Raw genomic sequence first — 19,076 nt, 5'->3', positions numbered from 1 at the left:
GAGACGTCACATGACCATTCGGATGTTGCTGTTCTCGACCGTCGACCCGGAGCGGGAGCAGGAGTTCGAGGCCGCCTTCGGCCGGGTCCGCGAACGCGTCGCCGCCGTGCCGGGGCACATCCGCGACGAACTCCTGCGCGTGGAGGACTCGCCCGGCTCCTATGTCCTGGTCAGCGAGTGGAGAGAACTCGAGCAGTTCACCGAGTGGCTCCGTTCGCCGGCGCACGAGAGCATGACGGCCGAAATGCGGCCGTTCTTCGTCCGGCCCAGCGAAATGCGTCTCTGCGCGCTTCGCGTTCCGTCGGGCGGGGCCGGCCCATGCGCCTGATCGATCTGAGCATGACGATCACCCGGCATCCGGACGACCCGAACGTCCGGGCCATCGACCGCTGGACGCACGAGAGCGGCCCGGGACGGATCGGAACGGCGATGGCCGAGTTCATCGCGACCGTCGCCGGGGAGCACGGCATCGCGCCCGTGCCCGTCCTCGACGAAGAGACGTTTCCGGACGGAACGTTCCTGAGCAACGAGGTGCTGACGCTGACCGTGCACGGCGGCACCCATCTGGACGCGCCGTTCCACTACGGCCCCACCTCGGCGGGCCTGCCGGCGAAGACGATCGATGAGATCCCGCTCGAATGGTGCTGCGGGCCGGGCGTCCGCCTGTCGTTCCGCGGCAAGGGGCCCCTGGAGGTCATCACGCGGGACGACGTGGAGCGGGAGGTCGAGCGGATCGGCCACCGGCCGGGGCCGGGGGACGTCGTGCTCGTCGAGACCGGCTGGTGCGGGCGCTGGCCGGGCACCGCGTACTTCACCGAGCATCCGGCGCTGTCCCCCGAGGCGATCGAGGCGATCGTCTCCCGCGGCGTCAGGCTGATCGGCATCGACACGTGCGGCTTCGATCTGCCCACCCGCACGATGGTCGAGCGTTTCGTCACGTCCGGCGACGCCGCGCACCTGTGGCCCTGCCACCTGTACGGCAGGCGGCGCGAGTATCTCCAGATCGAGCGCATGGCCGGGCTCGGCGCGCTGCCGGGGCCCGTCGGATTCACCGTCTTCTGCGCGCCCGTCCGGGTCGCCGGGGCGGGGGCGGGCTGGGCGCGGCCCTTCGCCCTGGTCGAGCAGTGACCGGCGCACCGGAACCGTCTTCATGAGGAGACACGTCGTGACCGTCACCACCGCAACGCGCCGCACCGACTACATCGAGGCGGCGGACGGGACGCAGCTGTTCTGCAGGCACGCCGGAAACCCGGGGAGCACGCCTCCGGTGCTGCTGCTGCACGGCAACCGGGACAACCACTCCCACTACACCGAAGTGCAGGAACTGCTTCAGGACCATTGGCACACCGCCGCGCTGGACTTCCGCGGGCACGGGCTCTCGTCCACGCTCGACCGGACGCCGACCCCGGAGCTGCTCGCGGGCGACGTGCACGAGGTCGCCGGGCACTACGGCTGGGAACGACTCGTGCTCGTCGGCCACTCCCTCGGCTCGGCCACGGCGATGACGTTCGCCGACCGATGGCCCGAGCGGGTCGCCGCGCTGGTCCTGATGGGGACCGCGGCGACCTTCCGGCTCCCGTTCCGGCGGCCCGAGATCCCGGTGACCCGTGAGACCTTCGCCGCCTTCGTGCGCGAGGCCAATGTCCGCGCCCGTCCCGTGTTCTTCCACGAACGGCACCCGGAGACCGCGCGGCGCGTCTGCGCCGCCTGGTCGTCCGTACCGTTCGAGGTGCACCGGCGGCTGATCGGGATGAAGCATCCCGATCTGCGCGATCTCGTGCGGCGTCTCACCGTTCCCACGCTCCTCGTGGCGGGCGAGCACGACCGCTGCACTCCGCCGGAGCAGGCGAAGTGGATCCACGAGAACCACAAGGACGCCGAGCTGGCCGTGATCGCCGACACCGCGCATTTCATGTACGTCGACGACGCGCCCGCCGTCGCCGCCGCGATCGACACCTTCCTGACGAAGCGGGGCCTGGGTTGGGGATGGGCCGATAACGCGTCCGACGGCGGCCTGAAATCCTGTTCGTCTCAAGTTCAGGACCTCACGAATAAAGTTCCCGGCTGAGAATCGCGCGAAGTCTCCGCAGCGCGCGGGAGGATTGGCTGCGGACGGTCGCACTGGAACATCCCAGCCTTTCCGCGGTCTGTTCCGCGGTGAGATCCTCCCAGAATCGCAGCACGATGACCGAGCGTTGCCGGACACCGAGCTGGGCGAGCGCGCCGGCCAGCAGCGAGAGGTCCGAGAAGCGTTCCTGATCGGCGGGCCGGGGGCAGGGTTCGGGCAAACGGTCGACGAGTACCTCGCTCGACCACCGGCGCGCGCGCCGTCCGCTGATGAACGTGCGGACCATGACCGTCCGCGCGTAGGCGACGACCTGATCGCGCCGGTCGAGGTCATTCCAGCGATGGAAGATTTTGATCAAGGTCTGCTGCAGGAGATCGTCGGCCTCGTCCCAGTCGCGGCACAGCAGATAGGCGCGGCGCCGCAGGGCCGGCCCGGCCTCCCGCACGAAACACGAAAACTCCTCGGATCCCTGCTCCATGAGGGAACACCTCCCACACACTTCCGGAGTCCCCGGAAACATCGACATGCCGTGCAACGCTCTGACCTGCTCGATGCGTGTTAGAGGTGAGAGGCGGGGGACGAAGCCGACAGCCTGTGACGGTAGCCGTTTCGAATGCGTACCATCTTTACCTGGCACATCAAAGATCTGTCAAGATGAATCTCGGATGACAAAAAGGACATAGCCGCAATAGGACCGCTGAATGGGCGCCATGCATCACCCCGCAGATAGTTCCGGGTGCCGGACCAAGCACTCAAAATAGGCAGCATGGAGATCTGTTCATAGATCTTTCAAGCGTCGCGCGAGCGTTCACATCGGAGCGGCGACAGCGATATCGGGAGAACTCACATTTGGCGCGCCACCCGCGAGGCGTAGCGTCGAACAGGGGGACAACGGTGGCCGAAGGCATTACTTCCGGTAACGACAACGATCATTCGGTTAAGAGCGGGATCATCGAGCGGAGAAGGGCGACCGCGGAGAAGACCGAACGGCTGGCGCGATCGGTCGACGCCGCGCGTTGCGGCCGGACGCAGGGATGGGACGAACTGGTCGACCGATTCACCCCGCTGATACGGTCGATCGTCGTCCGCTACGGCCTCAAGGGAGACGACGCCGACGACGTCCATCAGACCGTATGGCTGCACCTACTGGAGAAAATCGACGACCTGCGCGATCCCAATTCGCTACCGGGATGGATAGCGACGACGTCCAGAAACGAGTGCGTCAACACCTTTCGCGCATCGACCAGAACGGTACTGATCGAAGATTGGAGCACCGTCCACTCCGCGTATCTGCAGGCCACGTTCGACTGGGACGAGAAAATCGTGAGCGGCGAACGCAAGAGCGCGCTCTTCAAAGCCTTCGCGGAACTCTCCGACCAGCACCGGAGACTGCTCTCCCTGCTGCTCCACGATCCGCCGATACCGTACTCGGAGATCAGCCGGATGCTGCGGATCCCCATCGGCAGCATCGGCCCGACGAGGGCGCGCGCGCTCGACCGGCTCCGCGCGTCGCGGTCGCTGGCCGCCCTGGGCTCCGTGGCTCTGGAGTGAGCGGACGGGCCCGGCCTCCGGTGGTTCCGCGCGGCGCGCCGCTCCCCTACGATGCGCCGGAGGGACGGGCGCGTAGGAACCGGCTGGCGGGACGGGGGCTCGATGCGGCGTGGGGGCAGGGCGTTGCCCGTGATCGTCGGTGCGGCCGTCGCCGCCACGCTCGTGACCGACGTCGCGCTGCTGCTGTCGGGACATCTGGAGCCCCCCGGACGGCCCGCGACCCCGGCCGCGCCCGGAAACCTGGTCTCGGTCGCCGAGGACGCGGCGCCGCCGCCCCCGGTGGTCGCGCCGCTCACCGAGCGCCGCACCGCCGACCTCCTCGTCGCCGGGGACGCGGCGCTGCCGGGCGGCGCCGTTGAGCGGGCCCGGGACCTGAAGGGCGTCACCGGCGTCACCGTCGTGGACGCCGCGAACGCGCAGGTCGGCGGGGAGCGGCTCGGCCTGCTCGGCGTCGACCCGTCGCAGTTCCGGGCGTTCACCCCGCGCCGGACCGCCGAGTCCGACCAACTGTGGCGGACGGTCGCCTCCGGCGGCATGGCGGTGTCGTTCGAACTGAGCCGCACGGAAGCGCTGCCGCTCGGCACGGTCGTCCCGGCGGGCGGGAGCACGCGGGAGGGCCGGGTACGGGTCGGCGCGTACGCCTCGCTCGGGATCGAGGACGTCGACGCCGTCGTCTCCCGGGAGCAGGCGCGCGCCCTCGGCCTGCCGAGCGGGAACGGGCTCGTGGTGAGCGCCCCGAAGGCGGACCTGAAGAAGCTCGCCGGGAAGCTGGCGAAGGTACTGCCGGACGGCACGAAGGTCGCGCGGCTGCGCGCCGCCGAGAAGCCCGCGGACGCGGGCGGGCAGGACCGGCCGCGGGTGACGGGACGTCCCGACGGCGCGAGCGGCGACAGCACGCCGATCACCGGCAACCGGATGACGCCCACGATGCGGACGCTGCTGCTGGAGATCAACTCGGTGTTCGGGCCGTTCCCGACCATCGGCTGCTACCGCAGCACCGCCGATCCCCAGGACCACGGGGACGGCCGCGCCTGCGACTTCATGGAGAGCACCGGCGGCCGGACGCCGAGCGCGGCGGCGCTGCGGCACGGCGACCAGGTCGCGGCGTACGCGGTCGCGAACGCCGAGCGGCTCGGCGTGTCCTACGTGATCTGGCGGCAGCGGATCTGGAACATCGCCCGCGCCGGCGAGGGGTGGCGGACGATGCCGGACCGCGGGAGCCTCACCCAGAACCACTACGACCACGTGCACATCTCGGTGCTGCGCTGAGGTCCCGTCCGCCCCGCCCGACCCGTCCGCCCTACGGAAGCTCCTGCTCGCACCAGACGGCCTTGCCGCCGGGCGTGCGGCGGACGCCCCAGCGGCTCGCGAGCCGCCCGACGACGTGCAGCCCGCGGCCGGCGTCGGCCATCCCGTCGGCGCGCGCACGTCGTCGCCCACCTCGTCGCCCGCCCGGACGCCCGCGTGGTCGTCCGCCTCGCCGCTCCCGCCCGCGCGATCGTCGGCGGGCGCGTCCCCCGGCTCGCCGTGGTGGCGGACGCGGGGACGCCCGTCGGAGCGGTCGAACACCTCGCAGACCAGCCCGCCCTCGCGGACGAGCCGCAGCACGAGCCGTCCGGTGGTGTGCCGGATCGCGTTGGTGACCAGTTCGGACGCCAGCAGGACGGTCGAGTCGGCGAGCTCGTCGAGGCCCCAGCGGGTGAGCCGGTCGCGGACCAGGCCCCGGGCGCGGCGCACGGCGGCGGGGTCGGCGGGCAGTTCCCAGGAGGCGTGCCGGTCCTCGGGGATGCGCGCCAGCCGCGCCACGAGGATCGCGATGTCGTCGCGGTGCTGGTCGTCGTAGACGCCGTCGAGGGCGTCCTGGCACAGTTCGTCCAGCGGCCGGGCGGCGGCGCCGGGACCGAGGATGCGGCGCAGCCCGGCCAGCCCGTCGTCGATGTCGCGGGCCCGGTTCTCCACGAGCCCGTCGGTGTAGAGGAACAGCAGGGTGCCGTCCTCGACGGTGAACTCGCGGCTGACGATGGGGCCGTCGCCGACGCCGAGCGGCGGGGCGGGCGGGACGTCCAGGTACGTCGAGGCGCCGCCGGGCGGGACGAGCAGCGGCGGCAGGTGCCCGGCGCTGGCGACCTCGCAGCGGCCGCTGACCGCGTCGTACACGACGTAGGCGCAGGTGGCGAAGTGGGGTTCGCGTTCGCCGAGGGTGCTCATCAGCGAGTCGAGCCGTTCGAGGGCCTCGGCGGGCGGCAGTTCCAGCCCGGCGAGGGTGTGGATGGCGGTGCGCAGCCGCCCCATGGTGACGGCGGCCTTGACGCCGTGCCCGGCGACGTCGCCGACGACGAGCGCGACGCGGGCGCCCGGCAGCGCGATCGACTCGTACCAGTCGCCGCCGACCTCGATCATCCGGCTGCCCGGCAGGTACCGGTGGTGGACCTCCACCGGGGACGGCGCCGACAGGCCGGTGGGCAGCAGGCTGCGCTGCAGGGTGAGCGCGGTCGCGCGTTCCCGCGAGTAGCGGCGGGCGTTCTCCACGAAGGTGGACGCGCGGGCGGCGAACGCGGAGCCGATCTCGACGTCGTACGGGTCGAACGGGCGGTGCGCGGTGTTGCGCGAGCAGATGAAGAAGCCGAGCACCCCGGCCGGGGAGGTGATCGGCAGCAGCAGCATGGACGAGCCCTTGAGCAGGTCGGCGACCGGGGGGCGGCGCCAGTCGGCGGCGGCGTGGGCGGCGTCCCCGTCGAAGGAGGCGAGCACGGCCTCCCCGGTCTCGACGCACTGCGCGTAGGGCGTCCCGGACGGGTAGGCGATCGTCTCGCCCGTCGGGAACGCGGCGTCCCACGCGGGGTCGCCGTCGTCGAACCCGATGGCCATCCGGCGCAGCGGCGGGCCGTCCGCACCGGGCGGCGGCTCGTCCTCGTCCAGGTGGCTCTCCAGGAGCAGCAGGGCGCCGGAGTTGCAGAAGTGCGGGACGAGGACGTCCATCAGCCCGCGCGCCAGCAGTTCGAGGTCGAGGGTGGAACCGACGCGGGGCAGGCCGTCGTCCAGCAGGGCCCGGCGGATCACGGCCGGGTCGACGAACCGGTCGGCCAGCGGCACCGGGACCTTGATCACCGCGAGCGCGGCGAGGTCGGGCGCGCCGCCGCTCATCGGGTGCACGGTGACGACCGCGTCGAGCACGGCGCCCCCGGGCGTCTCCACGGCGAGCATCGCGGTGCGCTCCCGTCCGGCCTTGAGCGCCTCCAGCAGCGGCTCTCGCGCACCGGCGATCACCTCGTCCAGCCCGGCGCCGAGCAGGCCGTCCGGATCGGCGGACAGAACTGCGGCGGCGTTTCGGTCGAACTGGAGTATTCTCCCCGCCCAATCCAGGCCGAGAATCAAAATCCGGGTGGACGACTCCATCGGTCGATTATGGAACATCGGACCGCCGGATGCGGCCGATACCGCGACGCGGACGGCCCGTAATAGCCCTCTCTGCCGGGCCTCTGGCGCCCGCACCCGCGCTGACCTGGGGCGGGAAATTCGGCGCGGCGCTCCGCGTTGTGTCACTTTTTCGGCACGTTGAGAATCCCGTCAGGATTTCCCGAAGACCTGCGGCGGCGGGACGGGCACGGCGACGTCCTCGCCGTCGTGCAGGGGCGCGGCGCCGGAGCAGAACGCGGCCAGATCGCCGTCCGCCAGCAGCCGCGCCCGGGTGATGCCGCCCGCGGCGCGGCGGGTCAGCTCGGCGACCGGCAGCGGCTCCCGGGACGCCGCCAGGATGAGGTTGCCGAACCTGCGGCCGCGCAGCACGCCGGGATCGCCCATCAGCAGCGTGTGGCGGAACACCGACGCGATCGTGGCGGCCGCGCGGCGCGCGAACGGCAGCCGGAACCCGTCCGCGACGTTCCGCGAGGTAGACGCCGCCGGGTCGCAGCACCCGCGCGGCGTCGGCCACGAACTCGCGGGTGGCGAGGTCGGGCGGCATCGACGCCTCGGCGAACGCGTCCATCACCACCAGGTCGTCGGCGGCGTCGGGCAGCGCGGCGACGCCGGACCGCCCGTCGGTGATCCGGATCCGCAGGCCGGGGACGCCCTTGACGGGGAGCCGTTCGCGGACGAGCCGCACCAGCTCGCCGTCCGGTTCCAGCACGACCTGCCTCGACCGGGGCCGGGTCGCGGCGACGTAGCGCGGGAGGGTGCAGCCGGCGCCGCCGATGTGGACGGCGTCGAGCGGCTCCCCGGCCGGGGCGATCGCGTCGACGACGGCGCCCATCAGCTGCATGTACTCGAAGTCGAGGTAGGTGGGGTCGGACAGGTCCACGTAGGACTGCGGGACGCCGCCCACGAGCAGCACCCAGCCGCCGTCGCGGTCGGCGTCCCGCAGCAGCTCCGCCTCGCCGCCGCCGATCGTGTGCGTCTCCGTCTCCGGACCCCTGCCCTTGCGCGCCATCCCCCCACCCTACGGACCCGCGGCCCCGCCCCGGCCCCGCCAGAAGCCCTCACGGCCCCTTCGTCAGGGGGCCTTCCGCGAGGGGGGTCTCCGCCGGGTCGGCTTCGGCGGCGAAGTGGCAGGCGCTCGGGTGGGCGGATCCGTCCCGCGGTTCCAGGACGGGCTCCCGCTCCGCGCAGACGTCGGCGGCCTTCCGGCAGCGGGTCCGGAAGCGGCAGCCGGACGGCGGGTCCAGCGGCGACGGCGGTTCCCCCTCCAGCTCGATCCGTTCCGCCCACGCCGAGGCGTCCGGGTCGGGCACGGGGACGGCGGACAGCAGCGCCTGCGTGTAGGGGTGCGTGGCGTGCTCGTAGATCTCTGTCTCGTCGCCCGTCTCGACGACCTTCCCGAGGTACATCACGGCGACGCGGTCGGAGATGTGCCGGACGGCCGCGAGGTCGTGGGCGATGAACACGTACGCCAGCCCCAGTTCGCGTTGGAGCTCGGCGAGCAGGTTCATCACCTGGGCCTGCACGGACACGTCGAGCGCCGACACCGGCTCGTCGCAGACGATCACGTCCGGGCGCAGCGCGAGGGCGCGGGCGATCCCGACGCGCTGCCGCTGCCCGCCGGAGAACTGGTGCGGGTAGCGGTCGGCGTGGCCGGGGTCGAGGCCGACCAGCTCCAGGAGTTCCCCGACGCGGGCGCGCCGCTCCCCCTTGGGCGCCGCGTCCGGGTGGATCGCGAACGGCTCGCCGACGATGTCGCCGACGGTCATGCGCGGGTCGAGGGAGGAGTACGGGTCCTGGAGGACCATCTGGATGCGGCGGCGCAGAGCCCGCAGCTCGGCGCGGGAGAGCGCGAAGACGTCCCGTCCGGCGAACCGGACGGTGCCCGCGGTGGGCCGCTCGGCGGCCAGCAGCAACCGGGCGAGCGTCGACTTCCCGCAGCCGGACTCGCCGACGACGCCGAGGGTCTCGCCGGGCCGCAGTTCCAGGTCGACGCCGTCCACGGCCTTCACCCGCCCGACGGTCCGCTTGAACACCACGCCACGGGTCACCGGGTAGTGCTTGACGAGGCCCTCCACGCGCAGGATCGGCTCCGCGGCGGGCCCCTCAGCGGTCGGCGGGTGCGGCACCGTGGACCTCCTCGGCGAAGTGGCAGGCGGCGGCGTGCCCGGGCGCGACCGTGACCGGCGGCGGACGGTCCGCGGCGCAGCGGGCCTCGGCGCGGGGGCAGCGGGGGTGGAACGGGCAGCCGGGCGGGAGCGCGACCGGGTTCGGCGGCGTCCCGCCGATGGGCGTGAGCGGCCCGCCGCGCCGGTCCAGGCGGGGCACCGACGCGAGCAGCTCGCGTGTAGGGGTGGGCGGGCCGCGCGTACAGGTCCCGGGCGGGCGCCTCCTCCGCGACCGATCCCGCGTACATGACGACGATCCGGTCGGCGACGCCCGCGACGACGCCGAGGTCGTGGGTGATCAGCACCATGCCCATGCGCAGCTCGTCGCGGAGCCCGGCGAGCAGCCGCATGATCTGCGCCTGGACGGTCACGTCGAGCGCGGTCGTGGGCTCGTCGGCGATCAGCACGTCCGGTTCGAGCGCGAGCGCCATCGCGATCATGATGCGCTGGCGCATCCCGCCGGAGAACTCGTGCGGATGGTCGCCGAGCCGCGCGGCGGCCGACGGGATGCGGACCCGCTCCATCAGCTCCACCGCCTTCGCCCTGGCCTCCCGGCGCCGCATGCCGCGGTGCACCTGGTACATCTCGCTGATCTGGTCGCCGACGGTGAAGACGGGGTTCAGCGCGGTCAGCGCGTCCTGGAAGATCATCGCGATGCGGTCGCCCCGGTAGCGGCGGCGCCGCCGCTCGGGCAGGCCGAGCAGTTCCGTGCCGCGCAGCCGGACCGATCCGCGGGTGACGCGGGCGTTCGGGCCGTCCAGGATTCCCATGACGGCCTGCGCCGCGACGCTCTTGCCCGACCCGGACTCGCCGAGGATCGCGACGGTCTCGCCCTCGCCGAGCCCGTAGGAGAGGCCGTTGACGGCGCGTACCTCCTGGCCCCGGACGCGGAAGGTCACGTGCAGGTCCTCGACCCGGAGCAGCGGCGGGGGCGGTTCGGGCGCCCCGGCCCGGTCGTCGATCGCTTCGGTCGTCATGGCGTCACCGCAGTTTCGGGTCGAGGGCGTCGCGGACGGCGTCGCCGAGCAGCAGGAAGCTCAGCACCGTGGCCGACAGGAACACCGCCGGGAAGATCAGCAGATGCGGGTAGGCGATGAACGAGTCCTGCGCCTGGTTGAGCTGGAGCCCCCACGACACCTCCGGGTACTGCAGCCCGACGCCGAGGAAGTCCAGCGTCGCCTCCCCCGCGATCACGTTGCCGACGTTGAGGGTGGCGACGACGATCACCGGCGCGATCGCGTTCGGCAGCACATGCCGCGCCATGATCCGGACGTCGGACGCGCCGAGGAGCCGCGCCGCCTGCACGTAGTCGGCGTCCCGGACGGCGATGACCTGCGCCCGCATGATGCGGATCATCGTCGTCCAGCCGAGCAGGACGAGCACGAGCGTCATCGCGCCGATGCCGTGCCCGGGGAAGGCCACCAGGATCACGGTGGCGCCGAGGACGAACGGCAGGCCGAAGAACACGTCGGTGATCCGGGCGATGACGGTGTCCAGCGGCCCGCCGTAGTAGCCGGCGAGCATCCCGAACACCAGCGCGATCGCGAACGCGAACATCGTCACGGCGACGCCGATCAGCAGCGTCGGGCGGGCGCCGTGCACCACGTGCGCGAAGTAGTCGCAGCCCGCCCCGTCGGTGCCGAACCAGTGCGCGGCGGACGGGCCGAGCCGGGCGGCGTTCGGGTCGCAGCCCCGGTTGGCCTCGTACCGGGTGAGCAGCCCGGGGACGGCGGCCATCACCGCGACGACCGCGAGGATCGTCACCGACCCCCAGAACACCCAGCGGCGCCGCAGGTCGTGCCACGGCGTCGTCCCAGCGCGAGGCGCGCCCCGCACCGGCCGGTCCCCCGCCGCCCGGCGGGCGCCGCCCGCCGACGACGGTTCCGGACGCCGCGGTGCCCGCCGCCCCCGCGTCACGCTCGTCGGTCGTCACGTCCCCCTCCTCCCGCCGATGCCCGCGCCGCCGGTCACTCGTACCGGATCCGCGGGTCGAGCAGCCCGTAGAGCAGGTCCACGAGCAGGTTGACCAGCAGGAAGATCAGCACCAGGACGGTGACGGCGCCGACCACCACGGGCCCCTCCTTGAGCTGGATCGACTGGAACACCTGCTGCCCGATGCCGGGCAGGTTGAAGATCCCCTCGGTGACGATCGCGCCGCCCATCAGCGACCCGAAGTCGACGCCGAGGTAGGTCACGACCGGGATCAGCGAGTTGCGCAGCGTGTGCCGGCCGATCACGCGCGCCCGCCGCAGCCCCTTGGCGTGCGCCGTCCGGACGTAGTCGGCGCGCAGGTTCTCGGCGAGGCTCGTGCGGGTCAGCCGCGCCACGTACGACAGGCCGAACGCGCCGAGGACGATGCCGGGCAGCAGGTAGCTCATCGGCCAGCCGTCGTCGATCCCGGCGGTGGGGAGGATCCGCCAGTGCAGCCCGAACACGAGCTGCGCGGTGTAGCCGAGCACGAACACCGGGACGGCGATCACCAGCGTCGTCCCGCCGAGGACGAGCGTGTCGGCGAGGCGGCCGCGGCGCAGGCCCGCCCACACGCCGAGCGCGATCCCGACGACCAGTTCGAAGATCCAGGCGGTGAGGGCGAGCCGCGCGGTCACCGGCCAGCGTCCGGCGAGCATCTCCGACACGCTCTGCCCGGTGTAGTTCTCGCCCAGGTCGCCGTGCAGGAGCCCCCACATGTACTTGCCGTACTGGACGAGCAGCGGGTCGTTGAGGTTGTAGCGCTCGCGCAGCGTGTGCAGGACGTTGTCGGGGACGGGCTTGTTCCCCGCGAGGGCCTGGATCGGGTCGCCGGGCAGCGCGAACACCATCGCGTAGATGAGCAGCGTGGTGCCGAAAAAAACCGGGACGGCCTGCAGGATCCGCCGGAGGGTGTACCGCCACATCCGGTTACTCGACCGTCACTTCTGGGGCGAGCAGGCCGGTGGAGAACGGGGTGATGGTGACGTTGCCGACGCGTTCGGAGCGGCCGCCCTGGCCCGCCCACGTCCACAGCGGGATCATCGGCATCTCGCGGATCGCGATGTCCTCGGCCGCGTGGTAGTGCTTCATGGCCTCCGCCCGGTCGGCGGACCGGTTGCCCTTCGCGATGAGCTCGTCGAACTCCTCGTTCTTCCAGCCCATCCGGTTGCCTTCCGAGCCCCACATGTTCTCCAGGTAGTTCTGGGGGCTGGGGTAGTCGGCCTCCCAGTTCTGCCGGTACGGGCCTTTCTCCTCGCGGGCGCGCAGCATCGAGAAGTACTCGGAGGCGGGGACTTCGCGGAACCGGATGTCCTGGACGCCGAGGTTGTCGCGGATGGAGTTCGCGACGATCCGCATCCACTGCTCGTACGTCGGCTGCGAGTTGGAGAAGTACAGTTCGAGCGTCCCGCCGAACCCGCCCGCCTCGTCGAACAGCTTCTTCGCCTTCGCCGGGTCGTAGGTGCACGGTTCCCCGCACGCGCCCGGACGGTACCCGGGGATGGTCGGCGGGAGGAGCGAGTCCGCCGGATGGTAGGCCCCGTGGTAGACGGCCTTGTTGATGCCCTGCCGGTCGATGACCATCGAGATCGCCCGCCGCAGTCTCGGGTCGGCGAACCGCTCGTCGAACAACGGGAACCCCAGGTAGTCGATCGTGCTCATCTCGCGGGCCAGGAACCGGTCGCCGAGGACCCGTTTCGCCTCGGGCACCTTGCCGGCCGGGATCGTCTGCAGCACGTCGATGCGCCCGGCGCGCAGGTCGGTGTACGCGGTGTCGGCGCCGGTGTAGCTCTTCCAGGTCACGCCCTTGTTCTTCGGCTTGCGCGGCCCGGTGTAACCGGGGAACGGGACGAGCTTGATCTGCCGGTTGCGCTCCCAGTTCCCGCTCATCATGTACGGGCCGTTGCCGATCGGGTGTTCCTCGAACGCCTTGAGGTCCGCCAGTCCCGCCTCGGGCATCGGCGCGAACGCGGGGTAGGTCAGCAGCAGCGGGAACTGCCGGAACGGGTCGTTCAGCGTGACCTTCAGGGTGGCGGCGTCCACGACGTCCAGGCCGGACAGCGTCTTCGTCTCCGGCGTCGCGTTCTCGTCCTCGGGGTTCAGCGCGTCGTAGCCCTCGATGTAGGCGAAGTAGCTGTTGGCGGCGTACGCGTTCGGCCCGTACGCCGCGTTGTTCCAGGCGTCGGCGAAGCTCCGCGCGGTGACCGGCTCGCCGTTGTGGAACTTCTGCCCCGCCTTGACCTTGATCGTCCAGATCCGCTGATCGTCGGAGTCGACCGACGCGGCGGCGAGCGGGACGGGCTCGCCCTCCTCGGTGAGCGTCATCAGGTTGTCGAACAGCCCGCCGAGCACGTCGAACGAGTAACTGCTGGTCGTGTTCCCCGGGACCAGGTGGTCGGGCTCGGAGTGCCCGACGACGAACGTCCCGTCGTCCGACGCCGCCGCGCCGCCGCACGCCGTCAGCCCCAGCGAGGCCGCCAGCAGCACCGCGGCGAGCCCCGCGCCCGCCCGTCCGCGCACACCCTTCTGGCCGATCATGTCCCTCCTCGCCCGCGCGCCGCGGATCCTCGCGCCGCACTCGCAGATTGCCCGCAGCGTCCACCCGGAGTAACGCTGTGCATACGGTGCTCACGGAGTCGAAACCGGATCGAGACGTTGGCGATCAACCGTTGACAGAGGTCAGCGAGGGGACAAAATGAAGTTTTGTTACGGAATGGGGTGTCGGTGGTGACGGGCGACGCGGGCGACGCGGGCGGCGCGGGCGACGCGGCCGCGCGGATCTGCGCCGACCTCGTCCGTTTCGACACGACGAACCGCGGCGAGGGCGACGCACGGCCGGAACGGCCCGCCGCCGAGCACGTCGCCGGGCTGCTCGACGACGCGGGCGCGAACCGGTGCTCGTCGAGTCGGCGCCCGGCCGGGCGAGCGTCCTCGCCCGGATCCCCGGCACCGACCCGGCCGCCGAACCGCTGCTCGTCCACGGGCACCTGGACGTCGTGCCCGCCGACGCCGCCGAGTGGACGGTCCCGCCGTTCGCGGGCGAGGTCCGCGACGGGTGCGTGTGGGGCCGCGGCGCCGTCGACATGAAGGGCACCCTGGCGATGACCCATCGCGGTCGTCGCGCGCCGCCTCCGCGAGGGCCGCCGCACCCGCGGCGACCTCGTCCTGGCGTTCCTGGCCGACGAGGAGTGCACCGGCGAGTACGGCTCCCGGTACGTGGCGCGCGAGCACCGCGACGTGTTCACCGGCTGCACGGAGGCGATCAGCGAGTCCGGCGGGTTCAGCGTGGACGCGGGCGGCGCCCGCGTCTACCCGATCGCGACCGGCGAGCGCGGCACCGCGTGGATGCGGCTCACGGCGCGCGGGACGGCCGGGCACGGGTCCAAGCCCGCCCCGGACAACGCGGTCGCCGAACTCGCGCACGCCGTCTCCCGGATCGCCTCGCACCCCTGGCCCGTCCGCCTCACCCCGGGCGTGCGGGCCCTGCTGGACGGCCTGGCGGACGCGCTCGGCACCACGATCGACCACGACCGGCTGGACGCGGAGGCGCCCGCCTCGGCGCGCCGGGCGGCTGTTCGCCGGGACGGTCCGCAACTCGGCGAACCCGACCCGTCTCGACGCCGGGTACAAGACCAACGTGGTGCCCGGTTCCGCGACCGCGCAGGTGGACGGCCGCTACCTGCCCGGCACCGGGGAGGAGTTCCTCGCCACGATCGACCGGCTGCTGGGCCCGAAGGTGACCCGCGAGTTCGTCAACTTCGAGGACGCCCCGGCCGCCGACCCGGCGGGCCCGACGTTCGCCGCGCTCGCCGGATCCCTGCGCGCCGAGGACCCCCTCGCCCGTCCGGTCCCCTACGTGATGGCGGGCGGCACCGACGCCAAGTCGTTCCACCGCATCGGCATCACCAGTTACGGCTTCGCGCCGCTGCGGCTCGGTCCCGGCCTCGACTACCTCGGCATGTTCCACGGCGTGGACGAGCGGGTCCCGCTGGACGGCCTCGCGTTCGGCACCCGCGTCCTGGACCGCTTCCTCGACACCCGCTGAACCCGCCGCCCTTTCCGGACCGGCGGGTTCACAGGACGGCCGGGGCCAGCTCGCGCCACCGCTCCAGCGGGAGGGCGGCCGGGTCTGCGGTCAGCATCTGCAGGCAGACGTGGTCGGCGCCCGCCGCCAGGTGCTCCCGGACGCGCGCGGCGATCGTCTCCGCGTCCCCGTGGGCGACGATGGCGTCCACGAGCCGGTCCGTCGGCCCGCCGCCCGGACCGCCGGAGGCGTCCTCGCCGTATCCGAACCGTTCCACGTTCGCCCGCTGGTGGGGCGCCGCCTGGACGTACATGCCGACGTGCGCCCGCGCGACCTCCCGGGCCCGTTCGAGGTCGGTGTCCAGGACGACGGCCTGCTCGACGCCGAGGAACGCGTCCGGACCCATGATCTTCCTGGCTCGCGCGGTGTGCTCGACCGGGACGAAGTAGGGGTGCGCGCCCCAGCTCCGTTCCGCCGCGAGTTCCAGCATCCGCGGCCCGAGCGCGGCGAGCACGCGGCGCCGCGGGACGGCGGGGACGGGCCCGTGCGCGGGCACCGCGTCCATCGCGTCCAGGTAGCCGCGCATCATCGACACCGGCCGTCCGACGGGGGGCATCGCGTAACCGTCCATCTCCCCGGACTCGGCGTCCACCCGCTGCCCGCCGAGTCCAAGCAGGTAGCGGCCGGGGAACGCCTCACCGAGCGTGCGTTCGGCGCCGGCCATGGCGATCGGGTCGCGGAACGCGACGTTGGCGATGCCGGCGGCGACGACCGTCCGCCGCGTTGCCTCCAGCAGCAGCCACGCCTGCCCGACGCTGTCGCGGCCGAACGCCTCCCCGAACCAGATGGCCCCGTAGCCGAGTTCCTCGATCTCGGCGGCGGCCTCGCGGACCCGTGTCGCCGGTTGCCCGTCGAACGCGAACGTCCAGATTCCCACTCGGCCGAGGTCTTCCCGTTCCATCACATGCCTCCACATTTCCGGAGAACCTCTCCGGTTGTCTCCGGGTACGATACGGAGAAGTTCTCCAGTTGGCTACCCGGACGCGTCCGGCCGAGGATGGGGCGATGACGACCGCGGAGGAGACCGCAGCGGAGCCGGGGGCGCCGCGTCCGCTGCGCGCCGACGCGCGCCGCAACCGCGAGCTCGACCTCGCCGCCGCGCGCGAGACGTTCGCCGCGGACGGGCCGGACGCGTCGCTCAACGAGATCGCCCGCCGGGCGGGCGTCGGCCCGGGCACCCTGTACCGCAACTTCCCGACCCGGCAGGCGCTCCAGGCCGCGGTGCTGGCCGACCGCGTCGCGCACCTGTGCGGCCGCGCCGACGAACTGATCGCCACCGTCCCGCCCGCCGCGGCGCTGAGCGGCTGGCTCCGCGCCTTCCTCGAACACGCGCGCAGCGACCACGGGCTCGGCGGCGCCGTGCTGTCCGAGCCGCCCGGCCTCGACTGCCACCAAACCATCCTGGACGCGGCGGAACGGGTGCTCGCACGCGCGCGGGAGGCCGGCGCGGCCCGTCCGGACGTCTCCGCGGCCGACACGGTCCAGCTCGTCGTCGGGGTCGCCCTCGCCACCGGGCACGGGCCCGACTCCGGCCAGGGCGAGCGCCTGCTCGGGCTCGTCCTGGACGCGCTGCGCCCCGGAGGGGCATCGGGGGCCGGACGCGGGTAGGACGCCCGGGTGGACTTCAGCAGTGCGGCCCGTGAGCTGTACGGGGTCGAACCCGGCGACTTCGTGGAGACGCGCACGCGGCTCGTCCGGCGGGCAAAGGACGAGGGGGACGCCGCGCTCGCCCGCCGGATCGGCGGGCTGCGGCGCCCCACCCTGAGCGCCTGGGCGGTCAACCTCCTGGCGCGCTCGGCCGCCGGTGATCTCGGACGCCTCCTGGACACCGGGGACGAGCTGCGCTCGGCGTGGGCCTCGGGCGGCGGCGGGCTCGGCGAGCTGGAGCAGCGCCGGGCACGGCTGATCGGCGGCCTGCTCCGGACGGTCGAGGGCCTGGCCGCCGAGGCCGGGCATCCCGTGCGCGATCAGGCGGTCCGGGAGGTCGAGGACACCCTCCAGGCGGCGACGGTGACGCCGACGTCGCCGCCGAGGTCCGCCCGCGCACCCTCTCCCGGCCGCGCAGCCACACCGGTTTCGTCCCGGCCGGGTTCCCCATGGCGCCCGGCGCCGGGGCGCGCGCACGAAACCGAAGCGGGAAGAGAAGGAGAAGAGAAAGGAAAAGGAACCCCGCGCGGAGAAGACGGACCGTGCGCGGGAGCGGGCCGAGGCACGGGCCGGGACGCTCCGGGAACGCGCCGCCGAGGCCGCGGACGAGCTGGCCGGACGCGAGGCGGACGCGGCGTCCGCGCGCGATGCGGCCGAGCGGGCGTCCGCCGAGGTCGGGCGGCTCCGGCAAGAGCTGGAGCGGGCGGTGGCCGACCGGGACGCGGCCGTCCGGAAGGCCGAGCGCGCCGAGCAGGCGAGGGACCGTGCGGACGAGACGGCGCGCCGGGCGCGGCGGAAGGCGGACGAGGCCGGACGCGACCCGCGCGGACGTTGAACGGTCAACCCCGCCGGAAATCGGATTTTCGGGATGAAGTAGCGTCTTCCCGAACGAGGTTCGAGAATCAGGGGGCGCGCGGTGACGGCATCGGTAGTGGAGCAGCCGACGGACTGGACCGAACCCGGCGTCCATCCGGTGGCGCCCGGGGTGCACCGGATCCCGCTGGAACTGCCCATCCCGTCGCTGCACTCGGTGAACGTGTACGTCATCGAGGACCCGGACGGGCTCGTCGTCGTCGACTCCGGTTTCGCGCTGCCCGACACGGCGAAGCGGCTGAAGAGCGCGCTGCGCACGCTCGGCCACGGGCTGGACGACGTGGCGCAGTTCCTCGTCACGCACGCCCACTGGGACCACTACTCGCAGGCCCTGGTGCTGCGCAAGGAGTTCGGGACGCGCGTGCGGATCGGCCGCGGCGAGCGCCCGTCCATCGAGGCGTTCGACCTGAACCGGGGCCCGCATTTCCGGCAGATCGGGCTGCTGCGCCGCTGCGGCGCGGACGCCCTCGCCGACGAGGTCGCCGGGCAGGAACGCCCCGAGCGCGACGAGGACTTCCCGTCGGTGGTGCCGGACGCCTGGCTGGACGACGGCGAGCGGGTCGCGCTGACCGGCCGCGGCCTCGACGTGTTCGCCACCCCCGGGCACACGCGCGGCCACATCGTGCTGCGCGACGCCGCCGCCGGGCTGCTGTTCGCCGGCGACCACATCCTGCCGCACATCTCCCCGTCGATCGGGCTGGAGGGCGAGCCGGAGCCCAAGCCGCTGCGCAGCTACCTGGAGTCGCTGCGGCTCGTCCGCGACATGCCCGACACCGTGCTGCTGCCCGCGCACGGGGCGGTGACGCAGAGCACCCACGCCCGGATCGACGAACTGCTGGAGCATCACGCGCAGCGGCTCGACGCGGCGGCCGCGCAGGTCCGCGCCGGGCACGCGACGGCGTTCGAGGTCGCGTCCGCCATCCCGTGGACGCGCCGCCGCAAGGCGCTGGCCGAACTGGACGCCTTCAGCCGGATGCTCGCCGTCCTGGAGATCGACGCGCACCTGGACGTGCTGGTCGACCAGGGCGTCCTGGACGTCCACGAGGAGGGCGGCGTCCGCCGCTACGCCGTCCGCGGCTGACGGGCCGGATCCCGGCCGAGGTGCGCCAGCAGCCGCTCGTGCGGCCCGGCGCCCGGCGGCACGGGCACCGGCGGCGCGAACAGCCCGGCGCGGGTGTCGGCGGTGACCAGCCCGGACGCCAGGTGCAGCAGCCGCGTCGGCGAGGGCGTGCGGGATCGGGCGGGGCCGCCCGGCCGCCCATGCCGCGTCCCAGCCGTGCACCGCGATCTCGATGGCGCCCGT

15 protein-coding genes and 4 pseudogenes are annotated in these 19,076 nt (G+C 73.0%); 8 read left to right on the top strand and 11 right to left on the bottom strand.

Annotation, left to right across the window (positions count from 1 at the left end; all coding sequences use genetic code 11):
* Positions 1-10: 10 nt before the first annotated feature.
* From BJF79_RS49165 to BJF79_RS49155, 3 genes are read left to right on the top strand one after another with little or no spacing between them, the layout of a single operon-like run.
* A complete protein-coding gene (locus BJF79_RS49165) occupies positions 11-328 on the top strand; it encodes an antibiotic biosynthesis monooxygenase family protein (protein WP_075907440.1) in 318 nt (105 codons plus the stop codon).
* Entirely contained in the window at positions 319-1,128 is an 810-nt protein-coding gene (locus BJF79_RS49160; RefSeq protein ID WP_075907439.1) for a cyclase family protein, read from the top strand. Before BJF79_RS49165 ends, BJF79_RS49160 begins: the two co-directional genes overlap by 10 nt.
* 37 nt (positions 1,129-1,165) lie before the next feature.
* Entirely contained in the window at positions 1,166-2,068 is a 903-nt protein-coding gene (locus tag BJF79_RS49155; protein ID WP_075907438.1) for an alpha/beta fold hydrolase, read from the top strand.
* Here the strand turns inward: BJF79_RS49155 and BJF79_RS49150 are convergent.
* Entirely contained in the window at positions 2,046-2,546 is a 501-nt protein-coding gene (locus tag BJF79_RS49150; RefSeq protein ID WP_075907437.1) for a SigE family RNA polymerase sigma factor, read from the bottom strand. The two genes, BJF79_RS49155 and BJF79_RS49150, sit on opposite strands and share 23 nt — an antisense overlap.
* Positions 2,547-2,962: 416 nt before the next feature.
* Here BJF79_RS49150 and BJF79_RS68200 point away from each other — a divergent pair, with 416 nt between their 5' ends.
* Positions 2,963-3,619, top strand: a complete 657-nt coding sequence (locus BJF79_RS68200; protein WP_158079538.1) for a sigma-70 family RNA polymerase sigma factor — start codon at positions 2,963-2,965, stop codon at positions 3,617-3,619.
* A gap of 1,539 nt (positions 3,620-5,158) precedes the next feature.
* Here the strand turns inward: BJF79_RS68200 and BJF79_RS68195 are convergent.
* From BJF79_RS68195 to BJF79_RS49105, 8 genes and pseudogenes are all read right to left on the bottom strand, one after another.
* Positions 5,159-6,019 (bottom strand): annotated as a pseudogene (locus tag BJF79_RS68195) (SpoIIE family protein phosphatase); the annotation flags it as partial.
* Between the two features lie 1,003 nt (positions 6,020-7,022).
* A complete protein-coding gene (locus BJF79_RS49130; protein WP_316043591.1) occupies positions 7,023-8,045 on the bottom strand; it encodes a fused MFS/spermidine synthase in 1,023 nt (340 codons plus the stop codon).
* 49 nt (positions 8,046-8,094) lie between these two features.
* A complete protein-coding gene (locus tag BJF79_RS49125; protein WP_316043590.1) occupies positions 8,095-9,111 on the bottom strand; it encodes a dipeptide ABC transporter ATP-binding protein in 1,017 nt (338 codons plus the stop codon).
* Between the two features lie 28 nt (positions 9,112-9,139).
* Entirely contained in the window at positions 9,140-9,361 is a 222-nt protein-coding gene (locus BJF79_RS65060) for an oligopeptide/dipeptide ABC transporter ATP-binding protein (protein ID WP_262403704.1), read from the bottom strand.
* Between the two features lie 280 nt (positions 9,362-9,641).
* A pseudogene (locus BJF79_RS65055) lies at positions 9,642-10,178 on the bottom strand (ATP-binding cassette domain-containing protein); the annotation flags it as partial.
* Positions 10,179-10,182: 4 nt separating this feature from the next.
* Positions 10,183-11,037 carry an ABC transporter permease gene (locus tag BJF79_RS49115; protein ID WP_262403703.1) on the bottom strand — a complete coding sequence of 285 codons (855 nt, stop codon included), beginning with the start codon at positions 11,035-11,037 and terminating at the stop codon, positions 10,183-10,185.
* Positions 11,038-11,168: 131 nt separating this feature from the next.
* On the bottom strand, positions 11,169-12,095 hold the full coding sequence (locus BJF79_RS49110; RefSeq protein ID WP_075907434.1) for an ABC transporter permease: 927 nt from the start codon (positions 12,093-12,095) through the stop codon (positions 11,169-11,171).
* Between the two features lie 4 nt (positions 12,096-12,099).
* The gene (locus tag BJF79_RS49105) at positions 12,100-13,707 is read right to left on the bottom strand and encodes an ABC transporter substrate-binding protein (RefSeq protein ID WP_083734841.1); all 1,608 of its coding nucleotides are present in this window, start codon (positions 13,705-13,707) and stop codon (positions 12,100-12,102) included.
* Between the two features lie 189 nt (positions 13,708-13,896).
* On the opposite strand from BJF79_RS49105, the pseudogene BJF79_RS49100 reads away from it, so the two are divergent.
* Positions 13,897-15,214: pseudogene (locus BJF79_RS49100) on the top strand (M20/M25/M40 family metallo-hydrolase).
* Positions 15,215-15,242: 28 nt separating this feature from the next.
* Here the strand turns inward: BJF79_RS49100 and BJF79_RS49095 are convergent.
* Complete coding sequence (locus tag BJF79_RS49095; protein WP_075907433.1) at positions 15,243-16,154, bottom strand: TIGR03620 family F420-dependent LLM class oxidoreductase; 912 nt, start codon at positions 16,152-16,154, stop codon at positions 15,243-15,245.
* A 104-nt stretch (positions 16,155-16,258) separates the two neighbouring features.
* Between BJF79_RS49095 and BJF79_RS49090 the strand changes: the two genes are divergently transcribed.
* The 3 genes from BJF79_RS49090 to BJF79_RS49080 all read left to right on the top strand — a co-directional run bounded on the left by BJF79_RS49090 (position 16,259) and on the right by BJF79_RS49080 (position 18,854).
* Positions 16,259-16,861, top strand: a complete 603-nt coding sequence (locus tag BJF79_RS49090; protein ID WP_075907432.1) for a TetR/AcrR family transcriptional regulator — start codon at positions 16,259-16,261, stop codon at positions 16,859-16,861.
* Between the two features lie 745 nt (positions 16,862-17,606).
* The gene (locus tag BJF79_RS65050) at positions 17,607-17,735 is read left to right on the top strand and encodes a hypothetical protein (protein ID WP_262403702.1); all 129 of its coding nucleotides are present in this window, start codon (positions 17,607-17,609) and stop codon (positions 17,733-17,735) included.
* A gap of 81 nt (positions 17,736-17,816) precedes the next feature.
* Positions 17,817-18,854, top strand: coding sequence for an MBL fold metallo-hydrolase (locus BJF79_RS49080; RefSeq protein ID WP_075907431.1), 1,038 nt, complete (start codon positions 17,817-17,819; stop codon positions 18,852-18,854).
* On the opposite strand, the pseudogene BJF79_RS56885 reads toward BJF79_RS49080, so the two are convergent.
* A pseudogene (locus BJF79_RS56885) lies at positions 18,836-19,076 on the bottom strand (hypothetical protein); the annotation flags it as partial. The gene BJF79_RS49080 and the pseudogene BJF79_RS56885 overlap by 19 nt on opposite strands.

The sequence above is a fragment of the Actinomadura sp. CNU-125 genome (assembly GCF_001942465.1).
Taxonomy (GTDB): domain Bacteria; phylum Actinomycetota; class Actinomycetes; order Streptosporangiales; family Streptosporangiaceae; genus Spirillospora.
Note: the sequence above shows the minus strand (reverse complement) of the source record. Positions and strands in the feature narration are given on the sequence as shown.

Bases quoted from the DNA above. Each gene is read 5' to 3' on its own strand.
- BJF79_RS49150 (WP_075907437.1), bottom strand. From the start codon at position 2,546: ATGGAGCAGGGATCCGAGGAGTTTTCGTGTTTCGTGCGGGAGGCCGGG.
- BJF79_RS49105 (WP_083734841.1), bottom strand. From the start codon at position 13,707: ATGATCGGCCAGAAGGGTGTGCGCGGACGGGCGGGCGCGGGGCTCGCC.
- BJF79_RS49130 (WP_316043591.1), bottom strand. From the start codon at position 8,045: ATGGCGCGCAAGGGCAGGGGTCCGGAGACGGAGACGCACACGATCGGC.
- BJF79_RS49090 (WP_075907432.1), top strand. From the start codon at position 16,259: ATGACGACCGCGGAGGAGACCGCAGCGGAGCCGGGGGCGCCGCGTCCG.
- BJF79_RS49095 (WP_075907433.1), bottom strand. From the start codon at position 16,154: ATGGAACGGGAAGACCTCGGCCGAGTGGGAATCTGGACGTTCGCGTTC.
- BJF79_RS49160 (WP_075907439.1), top strand. From the start codon at position 319: ATGCGCCTGATCGATCTGAGCATGACGATCACCCGGCATCCGGACGAC.
- BJF79_RS49165 (WP_075907440.1), top strand. From the start codon at position 11: ATGACCATTCGGATGTTGCTGTTCTCGACCGTCGACCCGGAGCGGGAG.
- BJF79_RS49110 (WP_075907434.1), bottom strand. From the start codon at position 12,095: ATGTGGCGGTACACCCTCCGGCGGATCCTGCAGGCCGTCCCGGTTTTT.